This window comes from Phormidesmis sp. 146-12 (genome assembly GCF_052939495.1).
Map to the genome: position 1 here is coordinate 1 of NZ_JBJPHS010000127.1, position 16,311 is coordinate 16,311.

At 49.8% G+C, this 16,311-nt stretch carries 20 protein-coding genes; 10 read left to right on the top strand and 10 right to left on the bottom strand.

The features are described 5' to 3' along the window. The first annotated feature begins 155 nt into the window (after window positions 1-155). Window positions 156-659: a phosphate-starvation-inducible PsiE family protein gene (locus tag ACKFKF_RS30260; RefSeq protein WP_446871091.1), complete on the top strand. Its 504-nt coding sequence runs from the start codon at window positions 156-158 to the stop codon at window positions 657-659. A 123-nt stretch (window positions 660-782) separates the two neighbouring features. Here ACKFKF_RS30260 and ACKFKF_RS30265 read toward each other — a convergent pair whose 3' ends face one another. Then, window positions 783-1,010 carry a hypothetical protein gene (locus ACKFKF_RS30265; protein ID WP_446871092.1) on the bottom strand — a complete coding sequence of 76 codons (228 nt, stop codon included), beginning with the start codon at window positions 1,008-1,010 and terminating at the stop codon, window positions 783-785. A 57-nt stretch (window positions 1,011-1,067) separates the two neighbouring features. On the opposite strand from ACKFKF_RS30265, the gene ACKFKF_RS30270 reads away from it, so the two are divergent. Further along, entirely contained in the window at window positions 1,068-1,352 is a 285-nt protein-coding gene (locus tag ACKFKF_RS30270) for a DUF3288 family protein (protein ID WP_446862043.1), read from the top strand. On the opposite strand, the gene ACKFKF_RS30275 is transcribed toward ACKFKF_RS30270, so the two are convergent. From ACKFKF_RS30275 to ACKFKF_RS30290, 4 genes are all read right to left on the bottom strand, one after another. After that, the gene (locus ACKFKF_RS30275) at window positions 1,349-1,990 is read right to left on the bottom strand and encodes a cadmium resistance transporter (RefSeq protein WP_446871093.1); all 642 of its coding nucleotides are present in this window, start codon (window positions 1,988-1,990) and stop codon (window positions 1,349-1,351) included. The two genes, ACKFKF_RS30270 and ACKFKF_RS30275, sit on opposite strands and share 4 nt — an antisense overlap. Window positions 1,991-2,010: 20 nt before the next feature. Continuing rightward, window positions 2,011-3,285, bottom strand: a complete 1,275-nt coding sequence (locus ACKFKF_RS30280; RefSeq protein ID WP_446871094.1) for an MlaD family protein — start codon at window positions 3,283-3,285, stop codon at window positions 2,011-2,013. A 5-nt stretch (window positions 3,286-3,290) separates the two neighbouring features. Then, on the bottom strand, window positions 3,291-4,073 hold the full coding sequence (locus ACKFKF_RS30285; RefSeq protein ID WP_446862046.1) for an ABC transporter ATP-binding protein: 783 nt from the start codon (window positions 4,071-4,073) through the stop codon (window positions 3,291-3,293). Window positions 4,074-4,199: 126 nt separating this feature from the next. Continuing rightward, a complete protein-coding gene (locus ACKFKF_RS30290) occupies window positions 4,200-4,325 on the bottom strand; it encodes a hypothetical protein (RefSeq protein WP_446871095.1) in 126 nt (41 codons plus the stop codon). A 145-nt stretch (window positions 4,326-4,470) separates the two neighbouring features. Between ACKFKF_RS30290 and ACKFKF_RS30295 the strand changes: the two genes are divergently transcribed. From ACKFKF_RS30295 to ACKFKF_RS30305, 3 genes are all read left to right on the top strand, one after another. Continuing rightward, window positions 4,471-5,844 (top strand): gluconeogenesis factor YvcK family protein, encoded by a 1,374-nt coding sequence (locus tag ACKFKF_RS30295; RefSeq protein WP_446871096.1) that lies wholly within the window; start codon window positions 4,471-4,473, stop codon window positions 5,842-5,844. A 52-nt stretch (window positions 5,845-5,896) separates the two neighbouring features. Next, window positions 5,897-6,394, top strand: coding sequence for a tRNA (adenosine(37)-N6)-threonylcarbamoyltransferase complex ATPase subunit type 1 TsaE (gene tsaE, locus ACKFKF_RS30300; protein WP_446871097.1), 498 nt, complete (start codon window positions 5,897-5,899; stop codon window positions 6,392-6,394). A 171-nt stretch (window positions 6,395-6,565) separates the two neighbouring features. Then, entirely contained in the window at window positions 6,566-7,570 is a 1,005-nt protein-coding gene (locus ACKFKF_RS30305) for a hypothetical protein (RefSeq protein WP_446871098.1), read from the top strand. 64 nt (window positions 7,571-7,634) lie between these two features. On the opposite strand, the gene ACKFKF_RS30310 is transcribed toward ACKFKF_RS30305, so the two are convergent. Continuing rightward, window positions 7,635-8,954 (bottom strand): dihydroorotase, encoded by a 1,320-nt coding sequence (locus ACKFKF_RS30310; protein ID WP_446871099.1) that lies wholly within the window; start codon window positions 8,952-8,954, stop codon window positions 7,635-7,637. A gap of 227 nt (window positions 8,955-9,181) precedes the next feature. On the opposite strand from ACKFKF_RS30310, the gene lepB reads away from it, so the two are divergent. Next, window positions 9,182-9,751 (top strand): signal peptidase I, encoded by a 570-nt coding sequence (gene lepB, locus ACKFKF_RS30315; protein WP_446862052.1) that lies wholly within the window; start codon window positions 9,182-9,184, stop codon window positions 9,749-9,751. Window positions 9,752-9,822: 71 nt separating this feature from the next. Here lepB and ACKFKF_RS30320 read toward each other — a convergent pair whose 3' ends face one another. Both ACKFKF_RS30320 and thyX read right to left on the bottom strand, forming a co-directional pair. After that, the gene (locus tag ACKFKF_RS30320; RefSeq protein ID WP_446871101.1) at window positions 9,823-10,440 is read right to left on the bottom strand and encodes a rhomboid family intramembrane serine protease; all 618 of its coding nucleotides are present in this window, start codon (window positions 10,438-10,440) and stop codon (window positions 9,823-9,825) included. A gap of 65 nt (window positions 10,441-10,505) precedes the next feature. Beyond that, complete coding sequence (thyX, locus tag ACKFKF_RS30325; protein WP_446871102.1) at window positions 10,506-11,228, bottom strand: FAD-dependent thymidylate synthase; 723 nt, start codon at window positions 11,226-11,228, stop codon at window positions 10,506-10,508. Between the two features lie 175 nt (window positions 11,229-11,403). Between thyX and ACKFKF_RS30330 the strand changes: the two genes are divergently transcribed. Continuing rightward, on the top strand, window positions 11,404-12,288 hold the full coding sequence (locus tag ACKFKF_RS30330) for a tetratricopeptide repeat protein (RefSeq protein WP_446871103.1): 885 nt from the start codon (window positions 11,404-11,406) through the stop codon (window positions 12,286-12,288). Between the two features lie 112 nt (window positions 12,289-12,400). After that, entirely contained in the window at window positions 12,401-13,003 is a 603-nt protein-coding gene (locus ACKFKF_RS30335) for a YdcF family protein (protein WP_446871105.1), read from the top strand. A gap of 49 nt (window positions 13,004-13,052) precedes the next feature. Here the strand turns inward: ACKFKF_RS30335 and ACKFKF_RS30340 are convergent, their stop codons facing one another. Both ACKFKF_RS30340 and ACKFKF_RS30345 read right to left on the bottom strand, forming a co-directional pair. Next, window positions 13,053-13,424 carry a hypothetical protein gene (locus ACKFKF_RS30340; RefSeq protein ID WP_446867993.1) on the bottom strand — a complete coding sequence of 124 codons (372 nt, stop codon included), beginning with the start codon at window positions 13,422-13,424 and terminating at the stop codon, window positions 13,053-13,055. Between the two features lie 202 nt (window positions 13,425-13,626). Then, window positions 13,627-13,845 carry a phage integrase N-terminal SAM-like domain-containing protein gene (locus tag ACKFKF_RS30345; protein WP_446866286.1) on the bottom strand — a complete coding sequence of 73 codons (219 nt, stop codon included), beginning with the start codon at window positions 13,843-13,845 and terminating at the stop codon, window positions 13,627-13,629. A gap of 488 nt (window positions 13,846-14,333) precedes the next feature. On the opposite strand from ACKFKF_RS30345, the gene ACKFKF_RS30350 reads away from it, so the two are divergent. Next, complete coding sequence (locus tag ACKFKF_RS30350; protein ID WP_446871107.1) at window positions 14,334-15,812, top strand: amidase; 1,479 nt, start codon at window positions 14,334-14,336, stop codon at window positions 15,810-15,812. Between the two features lie 125 nt (window positions 15,813-15,937). Beyond that, window positions 15,938-16,216 (top strand): hypothetical protein, encoded by a 279-nt coding sequence (locus tag ACKFKF_RS30355; RefSeq protein WP_446871108.1) that lies wholly within the window; start codon window positions 15,938-15,940, stop codon window positions 16,214-16,216. Window positions 16,217-16,311 lie beyond the last annotated feature (95 nt).

The following is a 16,311-nucleotide window of genomic DNA, read 5'->3' on the forward strand; positions in this document are numbered from 1 at the left end:
TTGAGACAATATTTCTCGTTCAAAGTCCCTCACTGGTGGGGGATTTAGGGGGCTGGCCGGATTAGTAACCGTAGCGAAAGACTTCATCGAATTCACGTTAAAATAAGCGTTCCTTCTACTTAAATAGAACTGTTGAGTCGGTGAAACAATTTTTCATGCAGCAGACACCAAAAGTTACGCTTGCCTCAAATGAATCTCTTGGCCGCGCTCATCTCGTTCGGGCCTTGGAGACGGTGCAGGACGGCATTGTCGTGTCTTTGTGCGTCGGACTGTTCTGTGTAATGGTGATTCAGCTTCGGGCGATGTTTATTTCATTGTTGCCGCCGTTGCACTTCAAAGAAGTTACGTCAGATATCTTGTTTTTGTTGATTTTGGTTGAGTTATTTCGACTGTTGATTATTTACTTACAAGAACAGCGCGTTTCGATCGGCGTGGCCGTTGAGGTGGCGATCGTCTCTGTGTTGCGAGAAGTGATTGTCAGAGGCGTTTTAGAAGTGCAGTGGACGCAGGTTTTAGCCACTTGTGCATTCTTAATGGTGATGGGATTACTGCTAGTCGTTCGCGTTTGGTTGCCGCCAACTTTTAGTGGTGTTGACCCCGAAAAGCGAATTTTTGAAAGCTACCAATCCAAGGAAAAGCTAACGATGAATGGGCATTAGAAAGCAGTAAATTGGCTAACGGATGGGCTATTTTGATCTCATCCGTTGTTGCTGAATCTAAACTACTTTCTGAATAGATTAACAGGATTTAATTGGACTTGAAATTTAGAAGACGTAGCAAATTTACCATATAGTTTGATATGGTTTGATATGGTTTGATATGGTTTGATCCAGTTCAAATAGTTTTCTAAGCGATCGCTCACCTCTAAAACTGGAATATTCAAAAGCTTGTCTAAAAATGAGTTGTTCTTTGTTTAGACAAATAATTAGATCAGTCTGATAAATCGACCCATACTCTTTGGGCACGTCAAATTCTTCTAAATCAAAGCTCAAGAGAATTAACGGATTCATCACTCAAATTTCGCTTGGCATACTATACTATTGCGGTGTCAATTTCAGGCGAGTCAGATGGCAGACAACAAAGACCAGCAGCATCCCTTATGGAATAACGATCGCCAGGTCGTCGATACCCTTCTAAATGGCGAACCTAATGAGTACAATCTGTCAGAGTTAGCCCGCTTGAGAATGCGCTACAACGATTTTCCGGGTGCGAGAGACATCAAATCTGACCTCGATAATATTCTCAAAAAGTGGCAACTGACCGAAGAAAAGCTCTATGAAAAAACTCGCCAGATTCATGAGATTGGGCAGGTTTATAAAGGGCGTGGAGTTAAGCGAGATGACTGGAGTTAGCTAGAAAAACCTGGAATCAGTAACCAGGATCTATTCTCAGCCAAAATGTAAATTCCTAAACCAATGAGAACGATCGACCCCAACACAGAGCTATAGCGGGTCAAAATAGGCGCGATCGCCCGATGGTTTGAAAGCCAATCTGCAACCAAACACCACACACCCACACAAGCAAAGAATACGCTGAGAATTACACTTAAACTTGCGAAATTTTGGCTGGCAAATAGTGAAATGTAGATGCCAATATTATCGCCGCCATTCGCTAAAGTCACCGCCGCAACACTGAAAACTTGGGGACTGACAAGGCGATTGCTCAAACGCTTTTGATTCAAATTGTCCAGAAGGTTTACCGTTTGTACTTCATGATCTTCTGACCAAATTAAACGGCGAATTCCAAGCGCGATCGGTACAAATCCCAACAGTCCAATCACAGGTTTAGAAATCAACAATCCGCTAAAAAACCCAGGCAGACTGAGAAGTACGATTGCCACAAATCCTAAATACTGCCCCACATAAATATCTCGTCTATGAAAAGCTACATTCACTTGAGAAAAAAACAACATTAGAATCAGCAAATCATCAATGTTGGTTGCAACAAATGCAGCAATTCCAGTTGAAGCAGACGAGAGAATCCAGGACATTTCAATGAATTGGTTCCTCGCTAGTTTTGAGGTGGAACTGAATTAGGAATGCGATTAGATTGAGGAAGAGATTGAGCCGGAGCGTTTAAGTTAGATGAACGGGGAGCGATCGCTTTCAAAACTTCTGGGTTGACCTGAGTTTGAGCTTGAGGCGGATTCGCCAAAATCTGAGCAACTTGCGCCTGTTGCTGTAACTGTTGTGTCGAAGAGACTAACCCACTCAATCCGTTGATTAAATTCCGCAAATTGTCTCGCAAGGCTGGGTCGCCCGTCAACTCGTCCAAATCGGCTGAAATCTTTTGAGCATTCTGAAACGTCGCCCTCGCCGATTCTAGCGTCTGTTGCAAAACCGTCAGATTAGAAGGATTATTTAACGCGACGGTGACATCCTTGAGGTTAGTCGAAGCCTGAGCCGCATTGGCTGAGAGAACTTCTAAATTACGAATCAATTCACCCTGTCCAACCCGATCGAGCGTCGGCCCCAATCGAGCGATCGTCACCCTCAACTGACCACTCGTTTGATTCAAATTGTCCAGCGTCGAAACCAGCGTCGCCCGATTAGCCGTCACCAAACTATTCACTTGCCCCGCCGTCAAATTAAGCTGCTCTGCCGCACTGCCGATCGACGCTGCCGTTTTGGAGAAAGTTGCCACCTCGCCTCTAGCCGACCTGACCAATCCCGTGACTTCCTTACTCAACGTGGCAATCTCCGCCGCCGCATCACTCGAATTTTTGGTCAGCGTATTGATATTCCCGGTAAACTGCGGATTGCTGTAGACATCGGCAAACTTAATCGTCGCCCTCAATAGCTCATCGGTACTGATGCCCAGCGCCCCACTCAGCCGCGATCCTTCACAGAGAATTAGTTCTCGATTGCAGTCTTTATCCAACGGTTTTGCCGCGATCGCCCCTTCTGGTAAAGGTTTACGAGGCACAATATCCAACACGGTTTCGCCCAGTAACCCTGACTGATTCACCGTCACTTCTGAATCGCGAGGAATGATCAAATCAGCAGGCGCGATCGCCATCTCTACAGCCACCCCATTAGGGCCAGGCGCGAGACGAGAAATCCGACCCACGGTCACCCCTCGATAGCGCACAGGTGAACCCGATTGAACACCCCCGATCGTCGCAAAATCCACCGTTACCGCAAAACTGCGATTCCCCGGATTCATCCCCCGAACCCACATCACCAGGCCGACAAACAGCCCAACTCCCGCCAAAATAAACAGTCCCACAGAGCCTTCTCGAACCGTTCGCGATCGCAAAGCAAGATTCCTCCCAGGAAATCGCATAGTCTCTACCCAGTCACTTGTATTGGCCCTTCCACACTGCCGCTAAAAAACTGCCGAATCAGCGGATTATCTGTGGTATCAATCTCGTGAACTTTCCCCTGCCATTGAATTTTGCCGTGATGGAGAAACACAACTCGATCAGCCGTGCGGCGAATCGTGCTTTGCTGGTGTGTCACCATTACATAACTCTGACAGCCCCCCTGAATGCGCTGTAGATGCCTGACGAGATCTTCAATCACCGTAGAGGCGATCGGGTCGAGTCCCGCAGTTGGCTCATCGTAGAGTAACATGTCTGGCGTATCGTCCGGGTTATCTGGATTAGCCATAATCGCCCGCGCAAAGCTGACCCGCTTTCTCATGCCCCCCGAAAGCTCCGCAGGATATTGCCGACGAATATCAGCCAGCCCAACCATCTCCAATCGTTGAGAGACCAGTTCTCGAATCCGACGACGCGGTAGGCGAGAGTGTTGGTAGAGCAGGAACCCGACATTCTCCTCGACGGTCAAAGAGTCAAACAAAGCGGCCTGCTGGAAGACCATGCCAATATTGAGCGTCCCGACCTCATCTTCGAGCAATCCCTGGCGCAGTCTGCCCCCGATATAAACTTCACCCGCATCAGGAGCCAATAGCCCAGCAATAATTCTTAGCACCGTAGACTTGCCAGTGCCCGAAGGGCCAATAATTGCCAGCGCCTCACCCCGATAAATCGTCAAATCTGCGTGATCCAGGACAACATTTTGCCCAAAGGTCTTACAGATTCCCTTAAGTTCGACCAGCGGCTCAACCATTTGCTTGAGAATTAGAACAGGGTAGGAGAAGGGATGAGGGATGAAAGAAATTGACTCTATTGGTAGGAATGTCGATATCTCTGACTTCGATTTTGATAGATTGCGATCGCCTGTTTGAAGTTTTGCTTAAGCAGCCCGAAATTTGAAGCGCAAACGGCGATCGCCCGCGATGATCACTCTAGCTCTCGCTGTTACGACTCTACCAGAATCATCTACTCTCCTGCCTTCCGCCAAAAGCACACTTTCTCTCATTCCTCATCCCTCATCCCTCATCCTTCATCTCTCATCCCTCATCCCTCTGTCTTTCCTCTTCTCAACTTGAGTTATCCTGCTGCTAAAGGTAAGGTTCATCATTGATGCAGTCAGCCCCTATCTTCTGTTCCTGGTGTAGAGCGTAATGACAACAAACAGCTTAATTAAACAGGCAATGCGGACGTTTCGGCAGGAATCCCGCCATTTTACGCCCTTCTGGTTAGGGCAATGGTTTAAGTGGCTGGCTCCGGGCTTGCTGGTCAAACGGTGGATGTTGATCAGTGCGGGAGGAGTCTTGCTGGTGAGTTTGGGGTTGGCGATTTGGGTCAAGCTGACACCCGTTTTTTATCTGACTCAGTTTGCAGGAGATTTGTTAGAAACCATTACGCGATCGGTGCCCAGCTATATCAGTGGCCCGCTGGTATTGGTGGCTGGCATCTTGCTGATCCTCTGGGGGCAGACCCGGACGTTTGGTGCTATTACCGAAGTGCTGATGCCCGATCGCAGTGAAGAACTGGTCGATGTGTTGCTTACGGCTCGTCGGCTCAATCGCGGGCCCAGAATCGTGGCGATCGGCGGTGGAACGGGCCTGTCTACGCTCTTACGAGGACTCAAACGATCAAGCGGCAATATTACAGCGATCGTCACCGTAGCGGATGATGGTGGCTCGTCGGGGCGATTGCGTCGAGAGATTGGGGTTTTGCCTCCTGGCGACATTCGCAACTGTATCGCAGCCCTGGCCGACGAAGAAAAACTGCTCACAGAATTGTTTCAATACCGCTTTAAAGCTGGAGATGGACTGGTCGGTCACAGCTTTGGGAATCTATTTCTCACGGTTTTGAGCGAGATTACCGGAGATTTTGAGCAAGCCATTACCGCAAGTTCCAAAGTACTAGCCGTGCGCGGTCAGGTCTTACCCGCCACCCTCAGCGATGTGAAACTCTGGGCAGAATTGGCAGACGGGCGACGCATCGAAGGCGAATCGAGCATCACAGAAGCGGGCGGCAAGATTGTTAAAATCGGCTGCACCCCTCCCAATCCCCCAGCCGTCCCCAGAGCCTTAGACGCGATTTATAAAGCCGACTATATTATCATCGGGCCGGGCAGCCTCTACACCAGCGTCATTCCTAACCTGCTGGCTCCCGAAATTGCAGCGGCGATCAACCAGCGTGAAGTCCCCTGTGTTTACGTCTGCAACATCATGACTCAGCCTGGGGAAACCGATGGCTACAGTGTGGCAGATCACATTCGAGCGATCGATGCCGCCTGTGGAAAGCAGCTATTTGATGCCGTTCTGGTACAAAAACAGTCTCCATCGCCCAAAGCGCTGATTCGATACGCTGAGGAACTCTCTCATCCAGTGGCGCTCGATCGCGATGCAGTGATGCAGTTAGGTCGTCGCATTATTCGAGCCAATGTGATGGATGAAGATGAAGAAACCGGATTGGTAAGACACGATTCTGAGCAGTTGGCGAGAGTTTTGTTGCGCTGGTATGGCAGGGTGAGAGAAGGGGGATGAGGACAGAGGGCGGAGGACAGAGGGATGAGGGATGAGGGATGAGGGATGAGGGATGAGTCAAGATTTTGTGACTTCTCAGGTGATTTTTTTGGCGGATGCGGAGTCCACTCGTCGGTTGGGGGTGCAGTTGGGACAGAGGCTCTCGGCCGGGGACGTGTTGTTGTTAGAGGGGGATTTGGGGAGCGGTAAAACGACCCTGGTGCAGGGGATCGGGGAAGGATTGGGCGTGGATGAAGCGATCGATAGTCCAACTTTTACCTTGGTCAATGAATACTTGAGCGGACGGGTGCCTCTCTATCACTTAGATCTCTATCGTCTCAACTCGGTAGAAGCCGCTGAAATGTGCCCGGAGATCTACTGGGAAGGGGTCGAAGTAAAACCGGGGATCGTGGCGATCGAATGGTCAGAACGGCTTCCCTACCAGCCTGATCACTACCTGCAAATTAGCCTTGCCCATGCTCCCCAGTCGGGTCGTCAGGCTCAACTCAGGGCGATCGACTCTAGAGGAACCGCGATCGCGGGTGAGTGGGCAAAATCGCTGAACCTTTGATTGGTCTGTTTAAAGCTCGCGCAATTCTAGCGCTCAAAGTTATGAAGAACTACTGAAGTCATCCAGATGTCGTCTTTACTCCGTTTTCCTACGGATTCGGAAATTACCTGACTCGCTTTATTCTCTAGCTAGTGATGGGAGTCCCGTAACCATAGATATCAGGAGAGCGCCGTGAACTTAAGCGATAGGCCGTCCCTTCTCCCAGGGGTGGCAGGAGACGTATCGATTCAGTCTTTGTCTCAAGTATGGGCCAAACGCTATGTCGAAAAGCTGGCAGCGCAAGATCAGTATTTAGAACGAGTCTCAGAAAGAGGGGTGCGACGTGATCTGACCCGCAATCTGTTGGAGACGCTGCGTCCGACGATCGCTCAAGCCTGGATCAAAACCGAAGCGCTTCTTGCGAGAGAAGTGGTCAGACATGAGATTGATTTTCACCTGATCAATCCGTGGGACATTGCCAAAGATGCGTATGACATCTACGAAAAAGCGCTGTCAGCATACGCAAATAACTTGTCCCCAGCGCGGCTCTCGGTTTTGGTCTCGGCTGATTTGGGCAAGATTCGCCATAAATACACGCACGTAGATCCACGGGTGATCGGCTTTGTGAGTATGCAATTTCACTACAGTGGGCAAATGCTGCTGTCGCTGCTTCCCAAATCACAGCAAATTGTTTTGACTGACTACTTCAAAGTGATCGATGACCATCTATACATGCCCTTACAGCGAGCTTATGGAATGGCGGCTCAACATGACTACGACTCTCCTGCACTGCAACTCGTGCAGACACTTTTACCTGTAAGCAGCGCGATCTCGCGAAAAATTGTCTCACGAGTTCTCAAGCTCTACCCTCGATATCAATGTCACACAGGTGCTCTCAACGAGCTGTCAGTGCAGATTTCGAGCATTCGAGATGTGGAGATGTTTCAGGTTTATCTATGGGTGTGCGTGCTAGAAAACAACATTAGCGCGATTCAGCAGGAATTATTTCCCCTCTGTGTGATGCTGTATCCGAGGCTCAAAGTCCGCTGGGAACTGGTGCGCCAACTAATTCACCTCCTGGGAGCAGAAGTGCGATCGTACCTCGAACCTTCTCAGGCTAACTATTACGCTCCTTACTATCAAGCGCTCTGGTCGATGTTTTCTCCCGAAATTTTTCCAGATAGCGACGATGGGTAGCCGTCCAGTTTGAGTAGTGGAATTGAGTGACGGACGGTCGAATGACTGCGAAATTCTGTCTAGCTCAACCATCAAATCGCAGTGCTTGTCCTCTCACTTCAGAGTGGAACGTGCCGCGATCGTACACAATCTGTCCTCCAACGATCGTCACCTGGGCCCAACCCGTCAGACTCCACCCCTCAAAGGGACTCCAGCCACACTTCGTCTGTAGCTCCTCTCGCAAAACAGGGTGATAAGTCTGCAAATCGACCAGCACCAGATCAGCATCATAGCCGGGAGCGATCGCCCCTTTGTGAGGAACTTTGTACGCCTTGGCAACGGCCGTAGACATCCAGTGGGCCACTTGGGCCACGGTACAGCGTTTTTGAGCCGCCTGAGTCAGCATCAGCGCCAAAGATGTTTCGACTCCGGGCATTCCAGAAGGGGTGTTGGGGTAAGCCTGCGCTTTCTCTTCTAACGTATGGGGCGCATGGTCAGTGGCAATAAAGTCGATCACACCATCAAGCAACGCCTGCCACAGCACTTGATTGTCGTGGGGCGATCGCAAGGGGGGATTCATCTGCGCCCAGGAACCAATTTTTTCGTAGGCGGCTGTATTCAACAACAAGTGTTGAGGGGTGACCTCGGCCGTCACCCAGGCAGGCTTGTCTTGCCGCAACAGGTCGGCTTCTTCTGCCGTGGATAGGTGGAGAATATGTAAGCGTCGCTGATATTTTTTGGACAGCTTTAACGCCAGCATCGTCGCATTCAGAGCCGCTTGATTGTCTTGAATCGTAGAGTGAATTGCGGGATCAGTGACATCGGCGAATTGGAGGCGGCGATCGCGAATTCTCGCCTGGTCTTCAGCATGAACGGCAATCAAGCGATCGCCTTTGGCGAAAATTGGCTCCAGTGACGTTTCTTCGTCCACCAGCAGATCGCCGTGCATCGATCCCATAAAAATTTTGATGCCACAGGCGGGATTGGCTTCGAGTAAATCCGGTAAATTTTGAGCTGTCGCTCCGATAAAGAACCCGTAGTTGACCAATGATTTTTCGGCAGCGCGTCTGAGTTTGTCGTCGAGAGTGGCTTGGGTCGTCGTCAGCGGTCGCGTGTTGGGCATCTCCAAAAAGGAGGTGATCCCCCCTCTCGCACAGGCCCGGCTGGCGCTGGACAAATCTTCTTTATGCTCTAACCCTGGTTCGCGAAAATGTACCTGTGGGTCGATCGCTCCTGGCAACAAAGTTAACCCCGTCGCGTCTAGGATAGTAAGGGCTTCATCGGGAGGTAAGTCTGAACCAACCTGGACAATCTTCCCCCCTTGCGTCTGCACATCGCCCAGGAGAAACTCCCCAGTTGGCAGCAAAATCTGGGCATTTTGGATCAGCAGAGATGAAGCAACCATGCGTCAAAAAGAACCATTTCTAAACGACTCGTAGCGATTTTGATTATAGGGAGAGATCAAGGTATTTGTGCGGATGACACCGTAAAAACTTTGTACAGTTAAGAGCTATCTGGGATACATCTTGTAGACTAGATGCACAGACATTCCCCTTGTTACACCCTCTCCTTTTCCCTGGCACTGACACCCTGATGACTCGCATAGAGAACCCGGCACCTAAAGACAAATCTATGAATAAGGAAGACAATCCCTGGCTTGAGGGGCTAAAGACGATCGGACTCAGCGCGGTGCTGGCGATCGGCATTCGGCAGTTTGTGGCAGAAGCTCGCTACATTCCTTCTGGCTCAATGTTGCCCACGCTGCAAATCAACGATCGACTGATTGTAGACAAACTCAGCTATCGATTTAACAATCCCCAACGCGGCGATATTGTTGTCTTTTCACCCACTAGCACGCTTGAGAAGCAAAACTTTCATGATGCTTTTATCAAGCGAGTGATTGGGCTACCGGGCGATAAGGTGGAGGTCAAAAACGGTCGAGTTTTTATCAATGATCAGCCGATCGCCGAAAACTACATCGAAGAAGCGCCACAGTATAACTGGCGACCTGAAATGATTGGGCTACCTGAGCGGGTTCCTGCCGATTCTTATCTCGTGCTGGGTGACAATCGCAATAACAGCTATGACAGCCACTATTGGGGCTATGTGCCGCGTGAGAAAATCATCGGTCGCGCTGTGGTGCGTTTTTGGCCGCCCAATCGAATTGGAGAAATTACTCCAGAGCCAAACTATGGTAAGTAGGGCTTGAGATCCTACCGTGACTTACAATGGTGCGTCTCGTGTGGCTTAACCCTACGCGAAGCGCACCAATTTTAACGTTGGCTCTTGCGGCGAGACGACAGCCAGTTAGCGGCTAACACACCTCCGATAAAGCCAAACAGGTGACCTTCCCAGGAGATGCCCATGCGGGTCGGCAGAACTCCCCAAATCAGTCCACCGTATAGCAAGCCAACTGCCGCAGAGATTGCGATCGCCAGGGCACTGCGTTCAAAATAAGCCCGCGAGAGCAGGAAGCCAAAGTAGCCAAACACCACTCCACTCGCGCCCAAATGAATGCCAGGGGAGCCAAACAGCCAAACTCCGATGCCACTGGCGAGAAGGGCGATCGCTGAGACGACAAAAAATTCTCTCACGGCCCGCAACATGACAAACCAGCCCAGCGTAATAAAGGGAATGGTGTTGCTAATCAGATGCCCAAACCCATTGTGTAGAAAGGGCGCAAATAAAATTCCCCGCAAGCCAATCTCGGTGCGAGGAATAATGCCAAAAAGGTTGAGTCTACCGCCGACAAAGACATCGGCAATTTCGATGAGCCACATCAGCCCAATTAGCCCACCCAGGACACCAATATGGGTTTTCAATTCGCGGCCGATCGTGCTGGGGTCATTAGGATCGTTGCGGTACATGGTGGCTCCAAATTGTGCAGTCAAACACTTGATTTCCTTTCTAGCACAGACTTTAGAGAAATTAGGGGATTGGGTGGTGAGAACCTGACTTAGGGGGCCAGTCGCGCTTTTTTGAGACGGTTTGACTCGTACCAGTCGGCGATTTCGGGAACCCAGGCGTGAAAAGGTTTCCAGAGACATTCACAGAGTTTTTGCGCTTCTAACTGAGCGTCGGCTTTCCAGCGCAGATCGACTAAGTGCATCAGCGATCGCACGTTGGCGGACATCACCCAATGCTGGCGCACATCAAAGGGGATCAGTCCTCTGGCGTGTTCTTCTGAGAAGCCCTGGAGAATTCTTTGCTGATAGCGCCGACAGGCTTCGAGACACCATTCAATATCCTGCTGACGCTGTTCCAGGGTGTATTCATATTTTTTGCCCTGGCGATCGCTATAAAATCCCAAAGGTCGCAAATAAAAGACTTCTTCGACCTCTCGCTTGCCTTCTACCACATCCACAATCCGTTGTCCTGTGTACCTGAAAGATTGGACATCAAAAGAGATTCCGACGCGATGAGTCCGAATTTGCTGCATGGTGCTGTGGGGAAACCAGCCGCAGTTGAGCACGATTTGCGGGTGTTCTAGTGGGCCGTAGTGACCGCGATTGCCTGCGAGGAGTTGTTTGACGATCACCTCACCGCATTTGGCTTCGTCGGGAAAGCGATCGCGCTCCTCCCAGACAAACCCTTCGGCGTAATCTTGGTGCATCGCTGCGTAGATCGTCTGCTGGGGATTGGGCGTTTGGGAAATGACTTCGACGGTGAAACGATCCATAGGAGGTGCGGCTTGAGAGAAGATTTCAGGTTCACTACCTTAGCGCTGATCGTCGCCCAAAACTCATTTTGATCGGTTAATTTTCGATTCGGTTTAGATTAATTTTTGTCCCCAACTTTAGCAAGATCGATTAAGCTGGCTGTGACCCCTCGATCGTTTCTGGTAAGGCTGTACCGTGCCCAAACGCATTTCTTTTCTCTCTGCCCTGACCATTTTTGGACTGTGGGCTGCCACTCAATCCGCTTTTGCCCAAGCGCTAGTGCCCCACGTCGTACAGCTTGATGCCACTAAGTTAGAGCAGCAAGGGATTGGTCTGATTCAAGAAGCGACGCAGCTTGCTCAGTTTCAGCAGTCCGAGTTGGCTCTGTCGAGAGCGCGGTTGGCGACGCAGATGGCTCCCAAACTTCCGGAGGCTTGGGCGGTTTTGGGTGGGCTGTATCTTCAGGTAAACCAGCCCGATAATGGAGTAGTGGCGCTCAAACGTGCTCAGACGCTAGATCCCAGAAATGCCAATATTTCGTTTGCGCTGGGTACTGCTTACTTTCAGCAGAAGAAGTACAGTGAAGCGATCGCTTCCATTCAGGCGGGTCTCAAGATTAAGCCAAATGTGCCCGGTGCGCTGTTTGATTTGGGCAATGCTCACTTGATGCAGCGTCAAAATGCTGAGGCGATCGCTAGCTACGAAAAAGCGGTGGCTCAAGATAGAAAGTATTGGCCTGCGATCAACAATATTGGCTTGATCAAGTACGAATCTGGCGACCTGGATGAGGCAATCAAGCGATGGCAGGCAGCAGCAGCGCTCGACCCTAAAGCGGCTGAACCGAGATTAGCGGCGGCGATCGGGCTGTACAAGAAAGGCGATCGTGACAAAGCCTTGGCGCTTGGCGAAGCGGCGATCCGATTGGACAGTCGATATAGTGATCTCACATTCCTGAAGGAAAATCTTTGGGGCGAAAAGCTGTTAGCGGATACTCAAAAGTTTTTTGCGGTGCCGAGAATTCAAGCGACGATCGTCCAGGCGGAAGCAGAACGCCCAAGGCAGCCGGGAAGAACCGAATAGCCGTTTGAGGTTAAGGATGATTCCTTGAGTTGAGATTGAGAGTGCAGTAGACTTTTGAAGGTTTTGTATCGATCGTAGTAAGGCGACGACAGTTTTGACGTGGGGGTGCAGAATGCGATCGAGGCAAGTCATGGTAAGTAAGCGATCGGGTCGTTCAAAGCGTAAGTCTTTTCCCTTGTCGATCGTGCTGTTGCCGTTGGTGATCTGGTTTGGGGTGAGGGCGGTTCGCATTTATTTTGAGCGGCCGCAGGCGATTCTGGTTTTGGGGGGTTCGACTTCAGAATTAGAGCGAGAAAAGTTCACGGCTGAGTTTGCGTTAGAGCATCCCAATTTGCCGATTTGGATTTCTTCGGGCAGCCCCAGAGATTATACAGAGCAAGTTTTTGTGGATGCAGGGGTCAATCTCAAACGGTTGAATCTCGACTATCAGGCGGTTGATACGGTGACGAATTTTACGACGATTGTCGATGAGCTTCAACAGCAGGGCGTTGAGAGTGTATATCTAGTGACTTCGGACTATCACATGCGCCGCGCTCAGATTGTGGGCGAAATTGTGTTGGGGAGTCGCGGCATTCAGGTCAAGCCGATCGCCGTTCCGTCTGACCAACCTCAAGAGCCGCTGTCTAAGGTGATTCGCGATGGGAGTCGAGCAATTTTGTGGGTGACAACGGGGCATACGGGAGCCGATTGGCATCGATCGCTGGCAGGTCATTAAGGGAGCCGCAAATTGAATTATCAACGCCCCCCAGACTTCTATAGTTGTTCTATAGCTGAATTGTCTTTTTGTTGTGCAATTCCTCCAGGTGTATGAGTGAACCAGCGCCCATGACAATATCGAACTTCATTAAAGACCGTTGCACTTGATAGCCCGCCAACACGCGAATCACTTGATATTCAGTCGTCAAATCGCTCGTGCCATCCCATTTGAGATAGGCTAATTGATTTGAGGCAACTTCACTCAATTGTTCAACAAACTTTTCAATACAATCTCTCACGTCTGAGAGAATGCCAGAGGGCATGAAGATTAATCGTTCTTGCAAATCCAAGGTAACGGTGACTTGGTATCGTCTCACTAACGAGCATTGCAACTCAAAGCTAAACGAAACCGAGTCAGGAAGGTGTCTCCTAACGGCCATATTCTTTTGTCCTCCCTGTTTAGTTCAAAGAGGATGGGAGCGCAGACTTCTCAAACGCTCCCCAGTGGTGTGAAGGGTATGCAGGATCTTGATTCCAACCTTTCAAGATCCCATCGCAAAGCAGACGTAGTACAATCATGAACGCCTCCGAAGTTAGTGCAATTAACTTAGGTGGAAGTCCTCGGAGATTTGATCTCGTAAATCAGATTTCCGGGGCGTGATCTCCACCTGCGGACATCTTACACAGATTTTTGATTTTTTGGAATACCCCATTTTTTGGAGAAACGTTAATCAGGCATTTGGGGATCGACTCGTTCCTTGTACCTTCCGTTTTAGTCAAGACACAGAGCGCCTGGTTTTGAGTAGAGGCAGAAACTTGCTCTGAGACTGTCAGATGATTAAGAAAAGCTTCAATGTCTATAGTGTTTCAGACGAATGGCATCACGAACTTGGTCAAGCAGTTTTTTAGGGGCGCGGTTCCATAAAGGAGTTACAGAGAAGTTAAATAGTATTAACGTACTAAATATCACCGTGCCAACTACAAAGATTTCTTGAAGTTATCGAATTATTTCCTAGTCCAAAGATATTATGTTGATGCAAGTGTGATTCTGCCTAACTCTCCAATTTCGTGGTGTTATGCAGAGCCTTGTCTGCCCTAATCTCAAGTTTGGAGAGTTAGACAGAGAGTTTTCAGCCTAATCGCCCCCTTGGGAGGGTTAGCCAGACAATTTTCAGTCTAATCACCCGAATCAGGGAGGTTATCTAGACGAGATCAGTCTAAACATAAGTTATGCCGCTTAGTTTATCGGTTGGGGTTGTACGTCAAGGATGTCGGTGGGGCGTTTGATGTTAAGTTGGTGCTGTTTGTAAGTACTTGAAAATTAGCCTCACCTCGACTGCAATACAACCATGAGCGATCTTGTTTTTACCTCAGCTTGTCAACTTGCCCAGATGATCCGCGATCGCGAAGTTTCTGCGGTTGAGGTGCTAGATGCTCATTTAGAGCAAATCGCCAAGCACAACTCCAAACTCAATGCGATTTGCACCTTAGATGAAGAGCAATCTCGTCAACGAGCCAAGCAAGCCGACGAAGACCTAGCTCAAGGCAAAAATTGGGGCGTACTCCACGGTATTCCAATGACTGTCAAGGACGTTTTTGAAACCGCAGGACTTCGCACAACTTCAGGTTATAAGCCGCTGAAAGATTATGTTCCCAAGCAAGATGCGGCGGTGATTGCACGACTAAAAGCAGCCGGAGCAATTATTCTAGGGAAGTCGAATTTGGCGGAGTTAGCGGGTGATTTCCAAAGTACCAATAGTCTTTTTCCGCGTGTCAATAATCCTTGGAACTTAAATTGTACGGCGGGAGGCAGTTCTGGCGGGAGTGCAGCGGCGATCGCAACGGGTTTAACGCCGTTAGAGTTAGGCAACGATTTCGGTGGTTCCATGCGCCAACCTGCCCATTTCTGCGGTGTGTATAGCTTGAAGCCAACCGATCGTCGCGTTTCCACGAGGGGGCATATTCCAGAAGTCCCCGGAATGCCTAAGTGCATCCGTCAAATGATGACCGTGGGATGTTTTGCCCGATCAGTTGAGGATTTGCGATTATGTTTTTCTGTGATTGCGGGTGCTGATCCTTTGCAACCAGATGTGCCGCCTGTGCCTCTTGACACGCCATCTGGCAAGTCTTTGTCAAATCTGCAAATTACATGGATGGATGGTTGGGATGAAGTTCCCGTTTGTTCCGAGATCGCGGCAGCGATTCAATCCGTTATCCAAACCCTGATGCAATCAGGGTCGAACGTGCAACGCTGGCAACCAGACAACCTTGACTTAGCTGAGATGTTTCAAGTTTGTAATCAAGTCACAGCATTCAATAATGTCTATGCCCAAGCATCTGATTGGAATACAGCTCGCAGGGCACTGAGTTTTATGTTTCGGGAAGCAACTCAAGGCGAGAAAGCCCTGAGAAACTTAAATAATCTGAGTCAGCTTTTCCCCGCGTTATTGAATCCAAAATTGAAAGATTATTTTGAGGCGCTGACTGAGCGCGATCGCCTGATTGTGCAAATGGATCAAGAGCTTGCTGAATGGGATGTGCTGATCTGCCCAGTGTCAGCAACGCCAGCTTTTACGCATCGCCCTAGCGGAACAGCAATTGAAATCGATGGTAGACAAGTTCCCTATCTTCTTGCGTCAAGTGCTTACACGATGCCATTTGCTTTTACAGGGCATCCTGTTATCGTGATTCCAATCGGGAAAACCCAGACAGGGCTACCCATTGGAATGCAGATCATTGGAAAGCGTTGGCGAGAGATAGAATTGCTTGCGATCGCTCAGGAGATCGATCAAGTCGTCGGTAGATTTCAACGCCCTCCGGGTTACTGAGCGATTGTCATTCGTAGCAACGCCGCATAACAAGCCGGTTGGAGCGGACGTGCAGGGTTTTCTCGTCTATCGTTTAAGTTTTCTGGTCGCCGCTCAACCGGAGCGTTATCCCGACTCTCGTAGGGATGCGCCAGATCTTGTTTCCTTCGTTGATCGCGTGGGCGGTTGAGATTCGTGTTCTACTTGCTGCGGTTGAGATTCGCGTTCTACTTGTTGGGGTGCGATCGCTGAGTTTAGCGGCGCGGCAAGTCAACTCGTTAAACCGGAAGCGGCGGGCTAACCTGTCGTTGCAACGGACAGTTGAAGAGTTTCTCGTTGGCATCATCGCGATCGCGCCGCCGTTGAACTTCACGTTAGCCTGCAAAGCTTTTGGGCTGGGATGGTACAGCAAGATTATCGGTTAGGTGTGAACGTTAAAGCGGCAGTCCCGACCCCGCTTCGCTGAGGGTAGGGAAGGATAGCGCGGCGATGTAGCGAAGCGAAATTGCCAATCAGGGTT

Excerpts from the sequence above, each read along its gene's own strand:
- ACKFKF_RS30265 (WP_446871092.1), bottom strand. The coding sequence starts at position 1,010 with ATGAATCCGTTAATTCTCTTGAGCTTTGATTTAGAAGAATTTGACGTG.
- ACKFKF_RS30275 (WP_446871093.1), bottom strand. The coding sequence starts at position 1,990 with ATGTCCTGGATTCTCTCGTCTGCTTCAACTGGAATTGCTGCATTTGTT.
- ACKFKF_RS30285 (WP_446862046.1), bottom strand. The coding sequence starts at position 4,073 with ATGGTTGAGCCGCTGGTCGAACTTAAGGGAATCTGTAAGACCTTTGGG.
- tsaE (WP_446871097.1), top strand. The coding sequence starts at position 5,897 with ATGAGTCAAGATTTTGTGACTTCTCAGGTGATTTTTTTGGCGGATGCG.
- ACKFKF_RS30355 (WP_446871108.1), top strand. The coding sequence starts at position 15,938 with ATGCGCCAGATCTTGTTTCCTTCGTTGATCGCGTGGGCGGTTGAGATT.
- ACKFKF_RS30290 (WP_446871095.1), bottom strand. The coding sequence starts at position 4,325 with ATGAGAGAAAGTGTGCTTTTGGCGGAAGGCAGGAGAGTAGATGATTCT.
- ACKFKF_RS30335 (WP_446871105.1), top strand. The coding sequence starts at position 12,401 with ATGCGATCGAGGCAAGTCATGGTAAGTAAGCGATCGGGTCGTTCAAAG.
- ACKFKF_RS30350 (WP_446871107.1), top strand. The coding sequence starts at position 14,334 with ATGAGCGATCTTGTTTTTACCTCAGCTTGTCAACTTGCCCAGATGATC.
- thyX (WP_446871102.1), bottom strand. The coding sequence starts at position 11,228 with ATGGATCGTTTCACCGTCGAAGTCATTTCCCAAACGCCCAATCCCCAG.
- ACKFKF_RS30260 (WP_446871091.1), top strand. The coding sequence starts at position 156 with ATGCAGCAGACACCAAAAGTTACGCTTGCCTCAAATGAATCTCTTGGC.
- ACKFKF_RS30295 (WP_446871096.1), top strand. The coding sequence starts at position 4,471 with ATGACAACAAACAGCTTAATTAAACAGGCAATGCGGACGTTTCGGCAG.
- ACKFKF_RS30280 (WP_446871094.1), bottom strand. The coding sequence starts at position 3,285 with ATGCGATTTCCTGGGAGGAATCTTGCTTTGCGATCGCGAACGGTTCGA.
- ACKFKF_RS30340 (WP_446867993.1), bottom strand. The coding sequence starts at position 13,424 with ATGGCCGTTAGGAGACACCTTCCTGACTCGGTTTCGTTTAGCTTTGAG.
- ACKFKF_RS30310 (WP_446871099.1), bottom strand. The coding sequence starts at position 8,954 with ATGGTTGCTTCATCTCTGCTGATCCAAAATGCCCAGATTTTGCTGCCA.
- ACKFKF_RS30270 (WP_446862043.1), top strand. The coding sequence starts at position 1,068 with ATGGCAGACAACAAAGACCAGCAGCATCCCTTATGGAATAACGATCGC.
- lepB (WP_446862052.1), top strand. The coding sequence starts at position 9,182 with ATGAATAAGGAAGACAATCCCTGGCTTGAGGGGCTAAAGACGATCGGA.